This is a genomic window from Neisseria maigaei (assembly GCF_958267405.1).
In the GTDB taxonomy this organism is placed as follows: Bacteria; Pseudomonadota; Gammaproteobacteria; order Burkholderiales; family Neisseriaceae; genus Neisseria; species Neisseria bergeri.
Genome location: NZ_CATQFT010000038.1, coordinates 26,544 through 41,788, shown reverse-complemented (window position 1 = coordinate 41,788; position 15,245 = coordinate 26,544). Strand labels below are relative to the sequence as shown.

The window sequence follows — 15,245 nt, the reverse complement described above, 5'->3', positions numbered from 1 at the left end:
TATGGTAGCGTGAATCAAGGTTGCCCTTGTCTATGTTGTCGCACTGCTTCATTGCTGTATCCATACCCCTCATGACTGTTATCAGTCTCTACGGATGGGGCGGAGTTACCCGTATGATTGCCGTATGGTCGGATATCGGAGAAATCGACCATTAATCCTTCTGTCGGTTTAATTCCTTTGCTTACTTTATACGGCCCCATCCACAATGCGTAATTTTCTTTATAGGCAGCTTCAAACGCATTGGTTTTTGGTTTGATGAGCAATTTTTTATTGGTTCTGTCTACTGCGAAATATTCCAGTTTTGTTTGGGCTTTCAGTGTTTCGGCATTGTATAGGTGCATTTCGGTTCTGTTGCGGATAGTTCCGAATACGTCGATGTTAATAAACACATCTGTATCGGCATTGGCAGGAGAAACAACGTCTATGCCGCGCAGGAAAAATACGGTCTGCACCAAGTGGGAAAGAAAGGCAGTGTCGCGCGGGTTAGTCGTCAAGGTTTCATTTCGATAATCCCCCATCCCGCCAATATTTAAGCCCAGACTGCTCCTACTTCCGCTACCGTCTGATTGGGTGCGCGAGAGTGCAGGGGCATTAAGTGTAGATAAAGAAGTGGTTAAACCTGTCAAACCGCCTGATGTTGTTTCAGCGGTGGTTTCGTAACGTGGATAGGTGTAATCGGTACGGACGGCAGGGCTGTTTATGTATTCGCCGCGAAGCAGTGCATCAATGGAGTAACGCCCTCCCGTCAAACTGCCTGAACCTTGGTCGCCCATAGTGGCAATGTACAATGCAACTTTTCGTCCGTGTAATGCCTGTAAATCCATGTCTTTAACAGCAGCTCTGGCAGAAGCGGCCACAAGTTCTTGTTCGACCGCAAAGCGTTTACCTCCGCCATGCGATGGAATACCTGTCAGTGTCCCGCAGGCGGATAAAATAAAAACTGAAAAAAGAATAGGTATCAGCAGCCGTGCTTGCATAGATTTTCTCCTTTGATGAAAGACAAATTGTATCAAAATTGTAAACAAATCATAAATTAAATAAAATATTTCTTTACTGGTTTTGTGGTTTGGTTTTCAATAGGCTGCCCGCACATAGCGGGATTTGCGGTTGCAATGGCGGCGGCGTATTTTATAGTGGATTAACAAAAATCAGGACAAGGCGACGAAGCCGCAGACAGTACAAATAGTACGGAACCGATTCACTTGGTGCTTCAGCACCTTAGAGAATCGTTCTCTTTGAGCTAAGGCGAGGCAACGCCGTACTGGTTTAAATTTAATCCACTATAGGCTTTTTTCGGTCAGTTGTCGGTTAATCAGTCTCGGCAGTTCGGACAGGGTGTCGCCTTGCGCCAATCGGTTGCGGCATAAGGTGCTGTAATCGGGGATGCTTGGTTTGTTAAAACGGCAAAACAGGTTGAAATCGGTGCGAGTGATGAGTACGGTGTTGCACCTTATGCCGATTTTGTCCGCCTGCTGCAAGGCGGTTTGCCCACTGAAAGGAAAAATGCCGTCTGAACATTGTTCAGACGGCATTTTTAAATGGAAGGCAATATAGTCGGCATATGAAAAATTGATGCATAAGGCAGGATGGGTTTAGGCTTGTTAATTTCCATATAATAAATGGCCGTATGAAGCCCATATGCGACTATATCTGCCGGAATCAGCAGTGAACCAGCGTACCTTCGTTTTCACCCGTTACTACACGTTTGAGCGAGCCTTCTTTGGCGATGCCGAAGACGACAATATTGAGCTTGCGTTCGCGGCAGAGGGCAAAGGCGGTCGCGTCCATGACTTTGAGGTTTTTGTTCAAGGCTTCGTCAAAAGTAATGGTTTCGTAGCGGGTTGCAGACGGGTCTTTTTTGGGGTCTGCGGTGTATACGCCGTCAACGTTGGTGGCTTTGAGCATCACGTCGCAGTTCATTTCCGCACCGCGCAATGCGGCGGCAGTGTCGGTTGTGAAGAACGGGTTACCGGTACCGGCAGCGAAAATCACAACTTTGCCTTCTTCCAAATATTGAATGGCTTTAGGACGGGCGTAAGTTTCAGCGATTTGCTGCATAGACAGTGCGGATTGTACACGCGCTTTGATGCCTAAAGTTTCAAATGCGTCTTTGAGTGCCAACGCGTTCATCACAGTTGCCATCATGCCCATGTAGTCGGCAGTGGCGCGGTCCATGCTGCCTGCTTGTGCAGATACGCCGCGGAAAATGTTACCGCCACCGACAACGATACCGACTTGCACGCCCATTCTCACGATTTCGGCAATTTCGCCGACAGTTTGAACGATGGTGTCGTGATTGATGCCGAATGGATCAGAGCCCATCAGGGATTCGCCGGAGAGTTTCAGTAATACGCGTTTGTATTTGATTTGCTGTGTCATGGGATACCTTGCTTTCTTTAATGTCGTCGGTCGGGGGGGCGGGCCGTCTGAATTTTCAAACGGTCGAAATATTAATGATAGAGTGTGTCGGTTTATTATTGTTTTGGTTTTCAGACGGCCTTTATATTCGGCCGTCTGAAAATAGGTACCGTAAACGGTTTTCTCAAAAAAAAGCACCCTGATTCGTTTGGAATCTAGGTGCTTTCTTTTTCATAAGTGCCTTACACTTTAGCAGCGGCGGCAACTTCGGCCGCGTAGTCAACAACGGCTTTCTCGATACCGTCGCCTACTTTGTAGCGTACGAAGCTAACCACTTCAGTGCCGTTTTCTTTAGCGAATTGGGCAACAGTTTGGTCAGGGTTCATCACGAATGCTTGGCCGTTCAGAGTGATTTCAGCCAAGAATTTACGGATACGGCCTTCAACCATTTTAGCAGCGATTTCGGCAGGTTTGCCAGAAGCAATGGCTTGCTCGGTGTAGATGTGGCGTTCTTTTTCGATGGTTTCGGCATCCACTTCGGCTTCGGATACGCATTGAGGTTTGGCGGCAACGATGTGCATACCGATTTTGCGTGCTACATCTTCAGAGCCTTTGTACTCAACCAATACGCCTTCGGTAGCCAAAGCACCGTGGATGTAGGCAACCAGTTGGTTGGCAGTGTCGATCACTTGGAAGCGGCGAACAGACATGTTTTCGCCCAATTTAGCGATAATGGCTTTACGTTCTGCTTCAACCAGTTCGCTCAGTTCTTCAACGGTAGCCGGTTTTTTCTCGGCAGCAGTTTTCGCAACGAAGTTGGCAAATTCTACGAAGCCGGCGTCTTTAGCAACGAAGTCGGTTTCGCAGTTTACTTCAACCAATGCGCCGACATTGCCGTTGATCGCGTAAGCCAATACGCCTTCGGCAGCAGTACGGCCGGCCAGTTTACCGGCTTTCGCACCGGATTTGATACGCAGGATTTCTTCGGCTTTGTCGAAGTTGCCTTCTGCTTCAACCAAGGCTTTTTTGCATTCCATCATGCCCAGGCCGGTAGCGGCGCGCAGGTCGGCAACCATTTTTGCAGTAATTTCTGCCATTTTGAATCTCCTAGATTTTTGGGAACACGGCCATTGCCGTGTTTGGAAATAGTGGCCGTCTGAAACGGATTTCAGAACGGGATTTGAGAAAAGGGGCATAACGCCCCTCTTCGGTTTGCCGGATTACTCGGCAGCAGCTTCTTGGGCAGCGGCTACGGTTTCTTGCAGCGCTTGGTTTTTGCCTTCCAAAACTGCGTCAGCGATGCCGCGGCAGTACAGGCGGATGGCTTTGGCGGAGTCATCGTTACCGGGGATAACATATTTCACGCCGTCAGGGCTGTTGTTGGTATCGACTACGGCGATAACAGGGATGCCCAGTTTTTCAGCCTCGACCAGAGTACCTTTTTGGTAGCCGGTATCGATAACGAAAATCGCGTCAGGCAGGCCTTTCATGTTTTTGATACCGCCTAAAGAACGTTCCAGTTTTTCAACGTCGCGTTGCATTTCCAGAATTTCTTTTTTGCTGAAACCGCCTTCAGCAGCGTTTTCCAAGGCAGCAGTTTTTTCTTCCAGGCGTTTGATGGATTGCTTAACGGTTTTGTAGTTGGTCAGCATGCCACCCAACCAACGGTAATCGACGAAAGGCATACCGGCACGGGTAGCTTCTTCGCGGATGATGTCGCGGGCTTGGCGTTTGGTACCTACGAACAATACTGTACCTTTGTTGGCAACCAGACGGCGTACGGCTTCTTGCGCCTCTTGGAACATCGGCAGGGTTTTTTCCAAGTTTACGATATGGATTTTGTTGCGCGCACCGAAAATGTATTGAGCCATTTTTGGGTTCCAGAAACGGGTTTGGTGACCGAAGTGGACACCGGCTTCAATCATCTGACGCATAGTAATTTGAGACATGTTATTTCCTTGAAAGGGTTAAAGAGCACACATTCAATCGCATAGAACTTGATAGGCGGCGCCTATTGTCAAGCACCCTTCGGCGAAAGTGGGCATAAGTTTAAAAAATAAAAGCGTGTTTCCGAAATGGAAAACTAACGAATTATAGCGGATAAGATGCCGTCTGAAAAGGGATTCAGGGTTTTGTGCCGCTGTCTTTTTGCCGTTGTGCGCGCTGCTGTTCGAATTCTGCCTGTTCCTGTTGCTTCATCAAGCGGTTGCGGCGGCGGACGGTGATGGCGAAAACCGTGAACACGGTGGGCAGCCCCGCCCAAAAAAACAAATAAATCAAGGCGCGCGCAATACTCGGCTGCGCGGCGGAATACATAACGGCAACAAAAAGATAGCCGATGGCGACGATGTGCCACATTGTGTGCGTCCTGTTTGAATGTTAACAAAATCGTTATAATCGCAATATTCTACCGCAATCCTGAAAGGCCGTCTGAAATGAGGAACGAGGAAAAACGCGCCCTGCGCCGCGAATTGCGCGGGCGGCGTTCGCAAATGGGGCGGGACGTGCGTGCGGCGGCAACGGTAAAAATCAACCGCCTGCTCAAACGTTATATCAAGAAGGGGCGAAAAATCGGCGTGTATTGGCCGATGGGCAACGAACTACGGCTGGACGGCTTTGTCCGTGCGGCGCAAAAACGCGGCGCAAAACTCTACCTGCCCTATATCGAACCGCGTTCGCGGCGGATGTGGTTTACGCCGTATCCTGAAAGCGGAATGGAACGGGAACGCATACGGGGCAGGGCGAGGTTGAACGTGCCGCAGTTTGCAGGTCGGAAAAGGCGTGTGCATGATTTGAACCTCCTGCTTGTGCCAGTGGTCGGTATGGACAGGCTGGGCTACCGCTTAGGACAGGCAGGCGGCTATTACGATGCGACGCTTGCGGCGATGAAATACCGTTTGCAGGCAAAAACCGTGGGCGTGGGCTTTGCCTGCCAGTTGGTGGACAGACTGCCGGTCGAGGCACACGACTTGCCGTTGGACGGTTTTGTGTCGGAGACGGGGATATTGTGTTTTTAGCCGTTCAGACGGCATTCCGGGCGGAAATGCCGTCTGAAGGCGGAATATCGGGAGAAAAGGATGTCGGAAAAGATAATACTGCCGGTCTTGTCATTGGGCGGCGTTCGTCTCGAACCGTTGGATGTGCATCATGAAACGGGTTTGCGCGAGGCGGTTTGCGATGGGGAGGTTTGGAAGTTGGGAGTAACGTCCGCACCTCATCCGGATAGGGTGGCAGACTATATCGGGACAGCATTGGCAACGCGTTTGGCGTTTGCGGTTGTCGATGAAGAGGCGGACAGGGTGGTCGGGACAACGGCGTATTATCATTTTGAACCGCAGATTCCGCGTTTGGATATTGGATTCACATGGTATGCGGCATCGGCACAGCGGACACGGATAAACACCTGTTGCAAAATCATGCTGTTGGATTATGCGTTCGATGTTTTGGCTTGCTGTTGCGTGGGATGGCGCACGGATATTCTGAACCTTGCCTCGCAACGTGCCATCGAACGGCTGGGCGCGGAAAAAGACGGCGTGCTGCGTATGCATATGCTCCGTAAAGACGGCAGTGTGCGCGATACGGTTGTGTACAGTATGCTGAGGGAAGATTGGTGCAAAAACAGGGAAATCCTGACCGGCAGGTTGGCAGGGTATGGCGTGCAGGTGTGAGGCAGTATTTTCAAATTTAAAAAACTTAACGCAATATGCTGACAATCTTTTAAAAATTAATATATAAACAATTTTGATTTTTTATCTATTAAAAATCTGATATATATAGATAAATAACTATTTTTATTTTTCATTTCGCAGTTCCGCGGCTTGGCGGGCGACAGAAAATCTTTGCATTTCCCAGTAAAATCCACTACATTCACGATAACATATTACAAGCCTCTGAAGCGGTGTCGGAAGCCATACCTGCAACGCATTCCAACTCCGAAACGGCGTACTCGGACACACACCATTGCCGGTTTCCCCTGCTTTTGCGATTCAGGCGTTTGTAGTACGGCAAATAACCATAAGGGCAGAAGATGCCTGTTTTTTTAGGAGTAAACCATGGCTGAAGCGACAGACGTTGTCTTGGTGGGCGGCGGCATTATGAGCGCGACTTTGGGCGTTTTGCTCAAAGAACTCGAACCGTCTTGGGAAATCACCCTGATTGAACGCTTGGAAGACGTGGCGTTGGAATCGTCAAACGCGTGGAACAACGCCGGCACGGGGCATTCCGCGCTGTGCGAATTGAACTATGCGCCGCTGGGTGCGGACGGCATCATCAATCCGGCGCGCGCCCTCAATATTGCCGAACAGTTTCATGTCAGCCGCCAGTTTTGGGCGACGCTGGTCGCGGAAGGCAAGTTGGAAGACAATTCCTTCATCAATGCCGTGCCGCATATGTCTTTGGTGATGAACGAAGACCACTGCCGTTATCTGCAAAAACGCTATGATGTGTTTAAAACGCAGAAACTTTTTGAAAATATGGAATTTTCCACCGATCGGAACAAAATTTCCGATTGGGCTCCGCTGATTATGCGCGGACGGGACGAAAACCAACCCGTCGCCGCCAACTACTCCGCCGAAGGCACGGATGTCGATTTCGGACGGCTGACGCGCCAGATGGTGAAATATTTGCAGGGCAAGGGCGTAAAAACCGAGTTCAACCGCCACGTCGAAGACATCAAACGCGAATCCGACAGCGCGTGGGTACTCAAAACCGCCGATACCCGCAACCCCGACGGGCAGCTCACCCTCCGCACCCGCTTCCTCTTCCTCGGCGCGGGCGGCGGCGCGCTGACCCTGCTGCAAAAATCCGGTATCCCCGAAGGCAAAGGCTACGGCGGCTTCCCCGTGTCCGGCCTGTTCTTCCGCAACAGCAACCCCGAAACCGCCGAACAACACAACGCCAAAGTGTACGGGCAGGCCTCCGTCGGCGCGCCGCCGATGTCCGTCCCGCACCTCGACACACGCAACGTGGACGGCAAACGCCACCTTATGTTCGGCCCTTACGCAGGCTTCCGTTCCAACTTCCTCAAGCAAGGCTCGCTTATGGATTTGCCGCTGTCCATCCATATGGACAACCTCTATCCTATGCTGCGCGCCGGCTGGGCGAATATGCCGCTGACCAAATACCTGCTGGGCGAATTGCGTAAAACCAAAGAAGAACGCTTCGCCTCCCTGCTGGAATACTACCCCGAGGCAAACCCCGACGACTGGGAACTCATCACCGCAGGGCAACGCGTCCAAATCATTAAAAAAGACTCCGAAAAAGGCGGCGTGCTCCAGTTTGGTACGGAGATTGTCGCCCATGCCGACGGCTCGCTCGCCGCATTGCTGGGCGCGTCGCCGGGCGCATCGACCGCCGTGCCGCTGATGATCCGGCTGATGCACCAATGCTTCCCCGAGCGCGGCCCGTCTTGGGAAGGCCGTCTGAAAGAGCTGGTACCGGGTTACGGCATCAAGTTGAACGAAAACCCTGAAAGGGCGGATGAAATTATCGCCTATACCGCGAAAGTATTGGATATTTAAGCCGAATCTTTCAAGAAAAGCCGTGCCCCATATGGTGTTGATGCCGCCCCTGCCGGTTGTACCCTTCATCCGGCGGGGCAGGTTTTGATACACGGGGCAGGTAATCGTTTTCCCCCTTTGCGAATAATGGAGCGGTCAAAAAAACAGCGTTTTCATTTCTGAAAACGCTGTTTTTTGTTGCCTGATTAACGTGGGGAACAGTCTTTGAAGACGATTTGGTTGTCAGGTGCGGTAATCATAATGGGCTGTTTGCGGTAGGATTTGCCATCCATCACGCCGGTACCCAAAACATAACCGCCTTCTTTGCCGTAGAATGTTTCCACATTGTCGGATTTGTCCAAATTGACAGGCATTTGCACGCGTTTGCCGTTGATGACGGCGGAAGCGTATGTGGTCAGACCCTGTTTGTTGAAGCCGTAGGTTACTTTGACTTTTTTACCTTGCTGGCAGACGTAGCTGACGGTTTTTTTGGCAACAGTGGGGTTGTCCGTGCCGGCGGCGGCAGCCATACTGCTGAGCGCGATTGCGGAAGACAGGATTGCGGTGGTCAGAAGTTTCATTTTTATTCCTTTGGATAGATGTGGAGTTTGCCCGTTTCGGGCTGTTTGACATTCTAATGTCGGCGTATCCTGAAATAAACAGGAAATTGGATAAAGTTTGTAAAAAGGCAGGTTCGGGCGGTTCGGCGGTTTGAGGCGGGGTGGCAGGCGGGATACGGCGGCCTGTCCGGTGTTTCAGACGGCATTGTTTGCGTTTTTCGGAAATGAAAAACCTCCGGGCATCCGGAGGTTGCGGTTTAACCTTGTTTTTTTCTTTCGGCCTTGGTCTGTTTGGACAATTCGGCATACAGGTCGGGATGGTGTTTTTTCAACAGGGCGGCGATTTCCATATCTTTTTTGTTGACTTTCGCCAAATCGAGGCATTCGATATGGACGAGGCGGAGCAGTTCGCGTACGGGTTTGGGCATCTTGCGGCCGGTTTCGTAGCGCGAGCCTCCGGACTGGGTAACGCCGACCTTGCCCCAGAAGTCTATCTGGTTCAGCCCGGTCTTTTTACGGATGGCTTTAACATCTTCTATATTTTCAAATATTTTCATAAAATTTCCTTTAAGTTTTTCTGGTTGCGGGGCAAATCCCGATTTGCTTTGTTTTTGTAATGTGCCGGGTCAAGCTTGTTTTTATATTGTATATTATATCTGCCGTTTTTTCAGACGGCATTGTTTGTTTTTATGGGGTGGATACGTCCGGCTTCAGGGTTTGCCGGAGGCGGGGCTGACGGTGAGGATTTCGTAGCCGGTTTCGGTAACCAAGACTTCGTGTTCCCATTGGGCGGAGAGGGAGCGGTCTTTGGTAACCACCGTCCAGCCGTCATTGAGGATACGCAGGTGGCGTTTGCCTTGGTTGATCATCGGTTCGACGGTAAAAATCATACCCGGTTTTAGAACGGGGCCTTGTCCTTTTTTTCCGTAGTGCAACACTTGCGGGGCTTCGTGGAAACCGCGCCCGATGCCGTGTCCGCAAAATTCCTGTACGACGGAATAGCCGGCGTTTTCGGCAACCTGTTGGCAGGCGTAGCCTACGTCGCCCAGTGTCGCGCCGGGTTTGACGGCTTCTATGCCCGCCATCATGGAGGCGTGGGTTACGTCGATCAGGCGTTGGGCGATGGGGGAGACTTTGCCGACGGTAAACATACGGCTGGAGTCGCCGTGGAAGCCGTCTTTTTTGATGGTAAGGTCGATGTTGATAATGTCGCCTTCTTTGAGCGGCTTATCGTCGGGAATGCCGTGGCAAATGACGTGGTTGACGGAGGTGCAGCAGGATTTGGGGTAGGGCGGGTTGCCGTAGTGCAGGGGGGCGGGATAGCCGCCTTGGACGTTGACGTGGTAGTCGTAAACGAGTTTGTCGATTTCGTCGGTGGTGATGCCGGGTTTGACGAATTGTCCGATGTAGTCGAGGGCTTCGGCGACGAGTTTGCCCAGTTCGCGCATTTTCTCAATTTCTTCGGGGGTTTTGATGATGATGCCGTTCATAATGCTTCCTTGGATTGCGGGTGTGCCTGCCGTGCCGGGTTAGAAGAGGTTGTCGAGAATTTCTTTATGGGGTTTGGCCGGCGTGTTTTTCGGGGTTTCCGGTTTGGTATGGTTTTCTTTGGGCGTTTCTTTTTCTTTGGGTGTTTCTTTGGGCTGCGCCTGTTTTTCGGGTGTTTCTTTTCGAGGTTCGGGACGGGGGACGTTTGTAGGCAGTACGGGGGTTTCTTTGAGTGTGTTTTCAGCTTGTGTTCCGGCGCCGGTTAACGGATCGGCTGCCCGAGCCGCATCCGAAGGGCGCGGTTTGGCCCGGTTTTTCTTGGGTGCGGCAGGGGACGGCAGTCCGCTGCCGCTTTCGTCTGTGCCGTCCGGCTGTGCGGGTTCGGATGAGGCGGCGTGGTGTTCGGGTTGGGCGGCATCTTGTCCGACTGCGCCGTTTGGCAGCCAGAATTCGGTTTCGCTGGGGCTGTCGGTGTGTTGCGGTTCAGTTTGGAGGGTTTTGTCGCCGTTCGGGTTGAATGTGCTGACGATGCCTACTGCCAATGCGCAGATGGCGGTGATACAGATGAGCAATACGGCGCGTATCAGGAGTTTGGGGGTCAGCCTGAAGGGTTTGTTCGGTTTTTTTGCCATTTTGATTGTGCTTTTGGGGTGTCGGGCAATGCCGTCTGAAGGCGGTTCAGACGGCATTGCCGAGTCAGCGTTGGACGTAGTTTTGGTAGAGGGTGATGACTTTTTGTACGCCGACGGTGGTGCTGACTTTTTGGGTAATCTGCGCCTGTTCTTCGGGGGTGAGGATGCCCATAACGTAGGTTACATTGCCGTAGGTAACGATTTTGACGCGCGCCTGCGTGGCGGGGCTGATGCCCAGCAGCGTGGCGCGGACTTTGGACGTGTTCCAAGTGTCGCCGGCGATGTCGCCGACAGTGCGCGGCAGGGAGGCGACGGTAATGTAGTTGTACACGCCTTCGGCGGCCTGTTCGGAACGTGCAATCTGACCGACGAACTGTTTTTCGCCTTCGGTGGCGACTTGTCCGAGCAGCAGCAGGTGGCGGTTGTAGCCGACGACGGAGATTTGGGGCGTGTAGCCTTTGGTTTGGTTGTTTTGGCGCAGATAGGAACGGGCGGTGGTTTCAATACGCAACGCCATAACGTTGTCGTCGGTTTGTGCGCCGGTGGTTCGGCGGTCGACGGCGGATTTCGCGCCGACCGCCGCCCCGCCGATTACTGCGCTGACGCAGCCGCTAAGGGCAAGGCTGAAAATGGCAGCGGTCAGGATGCGGACGGTGTGCGGTTTGAGTTTCATCGGTGGCTTCCTTTCTTGGGCGTTTCAGACGGCATTGCTTTGCGCCATGCCGTCTGAAAAGGGTTACATTCCTTCAAACAATACGGAGTCGATACAGTCGCACATGGCGTGTATCAGCAAAATATGGTTTTCCTGAATGCGGGCAGTTCGAGGATAGGGAACGTTGAGTAAAACGTCAGTATCTTTGAGTATGGCGGCGATTTTGCCGCCGTCGCGGCCGGTCAGGGCGATGACGTGCATATCGCGTTCGTGTGCGGCTTTGACGGCTTCGATGACGTTGGCGGAATTGCCGGAAGTGGAAATGCCGACGAGAACGTCGCCGGCGCGTCCGAGGGCGCGTACCTGTTTGCTGAAGACGTGGTCGAAGCCGTAGTCGTTGCCGATGGCTGTCAGCGCGGAGGTGTCGGTGGTCAGGGCGACGGCGGCGAGTTCCATGCGTTCTTTTTCAAAACGACCGGTCATTTCGGCGGCGAAGTGCTGGGCATCGGCGGCCGAACCGCCGTTGCCGCACGCCAGAATCTTGCCGTCGTTCATCAGGCATTGCAGCATCAGCTCGGCAGCCTGTACGGTCGGCTCGACCAGTACTTTTCCGGCTTCCTGTTTGGCACGGATGCTTTCGGCAAAATGGGCGGCAACGCGTTCTTGTAATGTCGTCATATCGTCAACCTGTAATATTCTGTATCCACTCGGGCGGGCGGTTTCCTTCGATAAGTACCGCATCGAGGCGGCACGGTACGTTTGTCAACCTGTTCTGTTGCAGATAATACTCTACACTTCGTTGCAGTTTCAATAATTTGGACGGCGAAATGCTATATGCGGCACCGCCGAACCGTTGGTTTTTGCGGTATTTTACTTCAACAAACAGAATCATGCCGCCGTTTTTGACAATTAGGTCGATTTCGCCGTAGGCGCAGTGCCAGTTGCGGGCAAGCAGCGTGCAGCCTTGGGATTGGAGAAAGGCAAGCGCGGCATCTTCCCCTGCCGCACCCTGTTTGTGGTTTAAGCGCATAATCGGTTTAACCTTTATAATGTCTGTTTTTCAGACGGCATTTTTTATGTTTCAGAAACACTTGCAGAAAGCCTCCGACAGCGTCGTCGGAGGGACATTATACGTGGTTGCCACGCCCATCGGCAATTTGGCGGACATTACCCTGCGCGCTTTGGCGGTATTGCAAAAGGCGGACATCATCTGTGCCGAAGATACGCGCGTTACCGCGCAGCTTTTGAGCGCGTACGGCATTCAGGGCAAACTCGTCAGCGTGCGCGAACACAACGAACGGCAGATGGCGGACAAGATTATCGGCTATCTTTCAGACGGCATGGTTGTGGCACAGGTTTCCGATGCGGGTACGCCGGCCGTGTGCGACCCGGGCGCGAAACTCGCCCGCCGCGTGCGCGAGGCCGGGTTTAAAGTTGTCCCTGTTGTCGGCGCAAGCGCGGTGATGGCGGCTTTGAGTGTGGCTGGTGTGGCGGAATCCGATTTTTATTTCAACGGTTTTGTACCGCCGAAATCGGGCGAACGTAGGAAACTGTTTGCCAAATGGGTGCGGGTGGCGTTTCCTATCGTCATGTTTGAAACGCCGCACCGAATCGGGGCAACGCTTGCCGATATGGTGGAATTGTTCCCCGAACGCCGTCTGATGCTGGCGCGCGAAATCACGAAAACGTTTGAAACGTTCTTAAGCGGCACGGTTGGGGAAATTCAGACGGCATTGTCTGCCGACAGCAACCAATCGCGCGGCGAGATGGTACTGGTGCTTTATCCGGCGCAGGATGAAAAACACGAAGGCTTGTCCGAGTCCGCGCAAAATGTGATGAAAATCCTTGCTGCCGAACTGCCGACCAAGCAGGCGGCGGAGCTTGCTGCCAAGATTACAGGTGAGGGAAAAAAGGCTTTGTACGATTTGGCACTGTCGTGGAAAAACAAATGATGCCGGACGGACCGGCACCATAGTGCGAACGGAATCAACGGACACGCCCCGTCATGCGGTACAGCACGTCTTTGCCTTGAATACGGTGGACGACGACCATGGCGACGTGTCCGACGACGACGGCAAACAGCAGCCAGCCCAAATTGCCGTGGAATGTGTTGCCCAAGTTTGCCATCTACTCGATTTTTTCCGGCGAACCCTGCATTACTTCAACGCCGAACACTTTCAACGGGCCGCGGCCGCTGCTGTATTGTCGGATCATGCCGATAACGGGAACGGCAAGCATGAGCAGATACAGAATGCCGTGTCCTGCCGCTGCCGCCTTGCTGTTGCTTTGCGGACGCTTGGCGCGGTTGGCAACCGCCCACACGATGCGCAATGCAATCACCGTCAGCGTGAGGAAGCCGAAAGATTTGTGCAGGCCGAACAGGCTGCCCGCCCATTCCGCCTCTTCGTATAGTGGATTAAATTTAAACCAGTACGGCGTTGTCTCGCCTTGCCGTACTATTTGTACTGTCTGCGGCTTCGTCGCCTTGTCCTGATTTAAATTTAATCCACTATAAATCGTCCACAGGACAATGGTGGTCAGAATGCCGATGAAACCGGCAACGGTCAGCCAGTGCAGCGCGCGTGTCAACGGGTCGTAAACGGCAGGCTGGTTTGTGTCCATAAAAAAACCTTATTATATGTAACGGTTTAAACGGACATTCCGTCGGGTCGGAATGTCAAAAAGGCGCGATTGTACCAAAGAAGTTGGACATATTTTGTTTGCAGGCTGAAGATTTGCTTAAAAATTCATTAAGATGGGCGGAGCAAATAGTTTTGGTACGGCGTGTTGAAATACCGCTTATCCCTTATAATAGCGTCCGAAATTCTGTTCAGACGGCATCAAAACACACGCCATGCCGTCTGAACCCCCATTTGAAACCAACAAACAAGAGCATTGAATGAAATTTATCGACGAAGCAAAAATCGAAGTCGCCGCAGGCAAAGGCGGTAATGGTGCAACCAGTTTCCGCCGCGAAAAATTCGTACCGCGCGGCGGCCCGGACGGCGGCGACGGCGGCAAAGGCGGCAGCGTTTGGGCGGAAGCCGACGAAAACACCAACACCCTCGTCGAATACCGCTTCGTCAAACGCTACCAAGCCAAAAACGGCGAAAAAGGCCACGGTTCCGACCGTTACGGCGCAGGTGCGGACGACATCGTCCTCAAAATGCCCGTCGGCACCCTCATCCGCGACCTCGACACCGACGAAATCGTTGCCGACCTCACCTACCACGGTCAGCGCGTCTGCCTAGCCAAAGGCGGCAAAGGCGGCTTGGGCAATATCCACTTCAAATCCTCCGTCAACCGCGCCCCGAAACAATCCACGCCTGGTGAAGAAGGCGAAACCCGTTCCCTGCAACTCGAGCTTAAAGTCCTCGCCGATGTCGGCCTGTTAGGCATGCCTAACGCCGGTAAATCCACCCTGATTACCGCCGTATCCGCCGCACGCCCCAAAATCGCCAACTACCCCTTCACCACCCTGCATCCAAACTTGGGTGTCGTGCGCATCGACGAAAACCACAGCTTCGTCATGGCCGACATCCCCGGCCTGATTGAAGGCGCGGCAGAAGGCGCAGGCTTGGGACACCGCTTCCTCAAACACCTATCGCGCACCGGCCTGCTGTTACACGTTGTCGATTTGGCGCCCTTCGACGAAACCGTCAATCCCGCCGAAGAAGCACTCGCCATCATCAACGAATTGCGCAAATACGACGAAGAACTCTACGGCAAACCGCGCTGGCTGGTACTGAACAAACTCGATATGCTCGACGAAGAAGAAGCCCAAGCACGTACCGTCGCCTTCCTCGAAGCCATCGGCTGGGACTACCCGAAACCCGATGACCGTTTCCAATTCGACATGGAAACCCCGCGCCTCTTTCAAATCAGCGCACTGACCCACCAGGGCACGCAAGACCTCGTGCGCCAAATCGGGTTGTATCTGAACGAGAAAAAACGCTTGGAAGCCGAAGCGGCTGCCGTGGAAAAAGCCGCCGCGCAAGCGGAAATTGCCGATATGCGGCCGAAAACGGATACCAGCGTGTTTAAGGCGGAGTAGATT

At 52.7% G+C, this 15,245-nt stretch carries 17 protein-coding genes and 2 pseudogenes; 5 read left to right on the top strand and 14 right to left on the bottom strand.

Features of this window, described 5'->3' with window-relative positions; translation table 11 throughout:
• Window positions 1-14: 14 nt before the first annotated feature.
• The 6 genes and pseudogenes from mafA to Q3O06_RS06695 all read right to left on the bottom strand — a co-directional run bounded on the left by mafA (window position 15) and on the right by Q3O06_RS06695 (window position 4,716).
• Window positions 15-977: an adhesin MafA gene (gene mafA / locus Q3O06_RS06720; RefSeq protein WP_301818194.1), complete on the bottom strand. Its 963-nt coding sequence runs from the start codon at window positions 975-977 to the stop codon at window positions 15-17.
• Window positions 978-1,283: 306 nt separating this feature from the next.
• Window positions 1,284-1,436 (bottom strand): annotated as a pseudogene (locus Q3O06_RS06715) (IS5/IS1182 family transposase); the annotation flags it as partial.
• 223 nt (window positions 1,437-1,659) lie between these two features.
• The gene (pyrH, locus tag Q3O06_RS06710; protein WP_096108933.1) at window positions 1,660-2,379 is read right to left on the bottom strand and encodes a UMP kinase; all 720 of its coding nucleotides are present in this window, start codon (window positions 2,377-2,379) and stop codon (window positions 1,660-1,662) included.
• Between the two features lie 221 nt (window positions 2,380-2,600).
• Window positions 2,601-3,455, bottom strand: a complete 855-nt coding sequence (tsf, locus tag Q3O06_RS06705; protein ID WP_301818193.1) for a translation elongation factor Ts — start codon at window positions 3,453-3,455, stop codon at window positions 2,601-2,603.
• Between the two features lie 123 nt (window positions 3,456-3,578).
• Window positions 3,579-4,307: a 30S ribosomal protein S2 gene (rpsB, locus tag Q3O06_RS06700; RefSeq protein WP_301818192.1), complete on the bottom strand. Its 729-nt coding sequence runs from the start codon at window positions 4,305-4,307 to the stop codon at window positions 3,579-3,581.
• A 175-nt stretch (window positions 4,308-4,482) separates the two neighbouring features.
• On the bottom strand, window positions 4,483-4,716 hold the full coding sequence (locus tag Q3O06_RS06695; protein ID WP_301818191.1) for a hypothetical protein: 234 nt from the start codon (window positions 4,714-4,716) through the stop codon (window positions 4,483-4,485).
• A 77-nt stretch (window positions 4,717-4,793) separates the two neighbouring features.
• On the opposite strand from Q3O06_RS06695, the gene Q3O06_RS06690 reads away from it, so the two are divergent.
• From Q3O06_RS06690 to Q3O06_RS06680, 3 genes are all read left to right on the top strand, one after another.
• Window positions 4,794-5,375: a 5-formyltetrahydrofolate cyclo-ligase gene (locus tag Q3O06_RS06690; protein ID WP_301818190.1), complete on the top strand. Its 582-nt coding sequence runs from the start codon at window positions 4,794-4,796 to the stop codon at window positions 5,373-5,375.
• A gap of 60 nt (window positions 5,376-5,435) precedes the next feature.
• The gene (locus Q3O06_RS06685; protein ID WP_107863718.1) at window positions 5,436-6,026 is read left to right on the top strand and encodes a GNAT family N-acetyltransferase; all 591 of its coding nucleotides are present in this window, start codon (window positions 5,436-5,438) and stop codon (window positions 6,024-6,026) included.
• A gap of 384 nt (window positions 6,027-6,410) precedes the next feature.
• Window positions 6,411-7,877, top strand: a complete 1,467-nt coding sequence (locus Q3O06_RS06680) for a malate:quinone oxidoreductase (protein ID WP_301818189.1) — start codon at window positions 6,411-6,413, stop codon at window positions 7,875-7,877.
• A 185-nt stretch (window positions 7,878-8,062) separates the two neighbouring features.
• Here Q3O06_RS06680 and Q3O06_RS06675 read toward each other — a convergent pair whose 3' ends face one another.
• The 7 genes from Q3O06_RS06675 to Q3O06_RS06645 form a co-directional block, all read right to left on the bottom strand.
• Complete coding sequence (locus Q3O06_RS06675) at window positions 8,063-8,437, bottom strand: ACP-like domain-containing protein (protein WP_002225721.1); 375 nt, start codon at window positions 8,435-8,437, stop codon at window positions 8,063-8,065.
• A gap of 236 nt (window positions 8,438-8,673) precedes the next feature.
• On the bottom strand, window positions 8,674-8,973 hold the full coding sequence (locus Q3O06_RS06670; RefSeq protein ID WP_107819570.1) for a helix-turn-helix domain-containing protein: 300 nt from the start codon (window positions 8,971-8,973) through the stop codon (window positions 8,674-8,676).
• Between the two features lie 153 nt (window positions 8,974-9,126).
• Window positions 9,127-9,906, bottom strand: a complete 780-nt coding sequence (gene map, locus Q3O06_RS06665; protein ID WP_301818188.1) for a type I methionyl aminopeptidase — start codon at window positions 9,904-9,906, stop codon at window positions 9,127-9,129.
• Window positions 9,907-9,945: 39 nt separating this feature from the next.
• Entirely contained in the window at window positions 9,946-10,593 is a 648-nt protein-coding gene (locus tag Q3O06_RS06660; protein WP_301818187.1) for a hypothetical protein, read from the bottom strand.
• Between the two features lie 7 nt (window positions 10,594-10,600).
• Window positions 10,601-11,209, bottom strand: a complete 609-nt coding sequence (locus Q3O06_RS06655; protein ID WP_301818186.1) for a BON domain-containing protein — start codon at window positions 11,207-11,209, stop codon at window positions 10,601-10,603.
• A 63-nt stretch (window positions 11,210-11,272) separates the two neighbouring features.
• Window positions 11,273-11,866, bottom strand: coding sequence for a phosphoheptose isomerase (locus tag Q3O06_RS06650; protein ID WP_301818185.1), 594 nt, complete (start codon window positions 11,864-11,866; stop codon window positions 11,273-11,275).
• A 4-nt stretch (window positions 11,867-11,870) separates the two neighbouring features.
• Window positions 11,871-12,218 carry a YraN family protein gene (locus Q3O06_RS06645; RefSeq protein WP_301818184.1) on the bottom strand — a complete coding sequence of 116 codons (348 nt, stop codon included), beginning with the start codon at window positions 12,216-12,218 and terminating at the stop codon, window positions 11,871-11,873.
• Between the two features lie 46 nt (window positions 12,219-12,264).
• On the opposite strand from Q3O06_RS06645, the gene rsmI reads away from it, so the two are divergent.
• Window positions 12,265-13,140: a 16S rRNA (cytidine(1402)-2'-O)-methyltransferase gene (gene rsmI, locus Q3O06_RS06640; protein WP_301818183.1), complete on the top strand. Its 876-nt coding sequence runs from the start codon at window positions 12,265-12,267 to the stop codon at window positions 13,138-13,140.
• A 34-nt stretch (window positions 13,141-13,174) separates the two neighbouring features.
• Here the strand turns inward: rsmI and Q3O06_RS06635 are convergent.
• Window positions 13,175-13,810: pseudogene (locus tag Q3O06_RS06635) on the bottom strand (cytochrome b).
• Between the two features lie 277 nt (window positions 13,811-14,087).
• On the opposite strand from Q3O06_RS06635, the gene obgE reads away from it, so the two are divergent.
• Window positions 14,088-15,242 (top strand): GTPase ObgE, encoded by a 1,155-nt coding sequence (obgE, locus tag Q3O06_RS06630; RefSeq protein WP_301818182.1) that lies wholly within the window; start codon window positions 14,088-14,090, stop codon window positions 15,240-15,242.
• Window positions 15,243-15,245: the final 3 nt, after the last annotated feature.

What these genes read in the sequence shown, in the direction of transcription:
- Q3O06_RS06670 (WP_107819570.1), bottom strand. Translation starts at nt 8,973, where the DNA reads ATGAAAATATTTGAAAATATAGAAGATGTTAAAGCCATCCGTAAAAAG.
- Q3O06_RS06685 (WP_107863718.1), top strand. Translation starts at nt 5,436, where the DNA reads ATGTCGGAAAAGATAATACTGCCGGTCTTGTCATTGGGCGGCGTTCGT.
- tsf (WP_301818193.1), bottom strand. Translation starts at nt 3,455, where the DNA reads ATGGCAGAAATTACTGCAAAAATGGTTGCCGACCTGCGCGCCGCTACC.
- pyrH (WP_096108933.1), bottom strand. Translation starts at nt 2,379, where the DNA reads ATGACACAGCAAATCAAATACAAACGCGTATTACTGAAACTCTCCGGC.
- Q3O06_RS06675 (WP_002225721.1), bottom strand. Translation starts at nt 8,437, where the DNA reads ATGAAACTTCTGACCACCGCAATCCTGTCTTCCGCAATCGCGCTCAGC.
- map (WP_301818188.1), bottom strand. Translation starts at nt 9,906, where the DNA reads ATGAACGGCATCATCATCAAAACCCCCGAAGAAATTGAGAAAATGCGC.
- rsmI (WP_301818183.1), top strand. Translation starts at nt 12,265, where the DNA reads ATGTTTCAGAAACACTTGCAGAAAGCCTCCGACAGCGTCGTCGGAGGG.
- Q3O06_RS06695 (WP_301818191.1), bottom strand. Translation starts at nt 4,716, where the DNA reads ATGTGGCACATCGTCGCCATCGGCTATCTTTTTGTTGCCGTTATGTAT.
- Q3O06_RS06655 (WP_301818186.1), bottom strand. Translation starts at nt 11,209, where the DNA reads ATGAAACTCAAACCGCACACCGTCCGCATCCTGACCGCTGCCATTTTC.
- Q3O06_RS06660 (WP_301818187.1), bottom strand. Translation starts at nt 10,593, where the DNA reads ATGCCGTCTGAACCGCCTTCAGACGGCATTGCCCGACACCCCAAAAGC.
- Q3O06_RS06680 (WP_301818189.1), top strand. Translation starts at nt 6,411, where the DNA reads ATGGCTGAAGCGACAGACGTTGTCTTGGTGGGCGGCGGCATTATGAGC.
- rpsB (WP_301818192.1), bottom strand. Translation starts at nt 4,307, where the DNA reads ATGTCTCAAATTACTATGCGTCAGATGATTGAAGCCGGTGTCCACTTC.
- obgE (WP_301818182.1), top strand. Translation starts at nt 14,088, where the DNA reads ATGAAATTTATCGACGAAGCAAAAATCGAAGTCGCCGCAGGCAAAGGC.
- Q3O06_RS06645 (WP_301818184.1), bottom strand. Translation starts at nt 12,218, where the DNA reads ATGCGCTTAAACCACAAACAGGGTGCGGCAGGGGAAGATGCCGCGCTT.
- mafA (WP_301818194.1), bottom strand. Translation starts at nt 977, where the DNA reads ATGCAAGCACGGCTGCTGATACCTATTCTTTTTTCAGTTTTTATTTTA.
- Q3O06_RS06650 (WP_301818185.1), bottom strand. Translation starts at nt 11,866, where the DNA reads ATGACGACATTACAAGAACGCGTTGCCGCCCATTTTGCCGAAAGCATC.
- Q3O06_RS06690 (WP_301818190.1), top strand. Translation starts at nt 4,794, where the DNA reads ATGAGGAACGAGGAAAAACGCGCCCTGCGCCGCGAATTGCGCGGGCGG.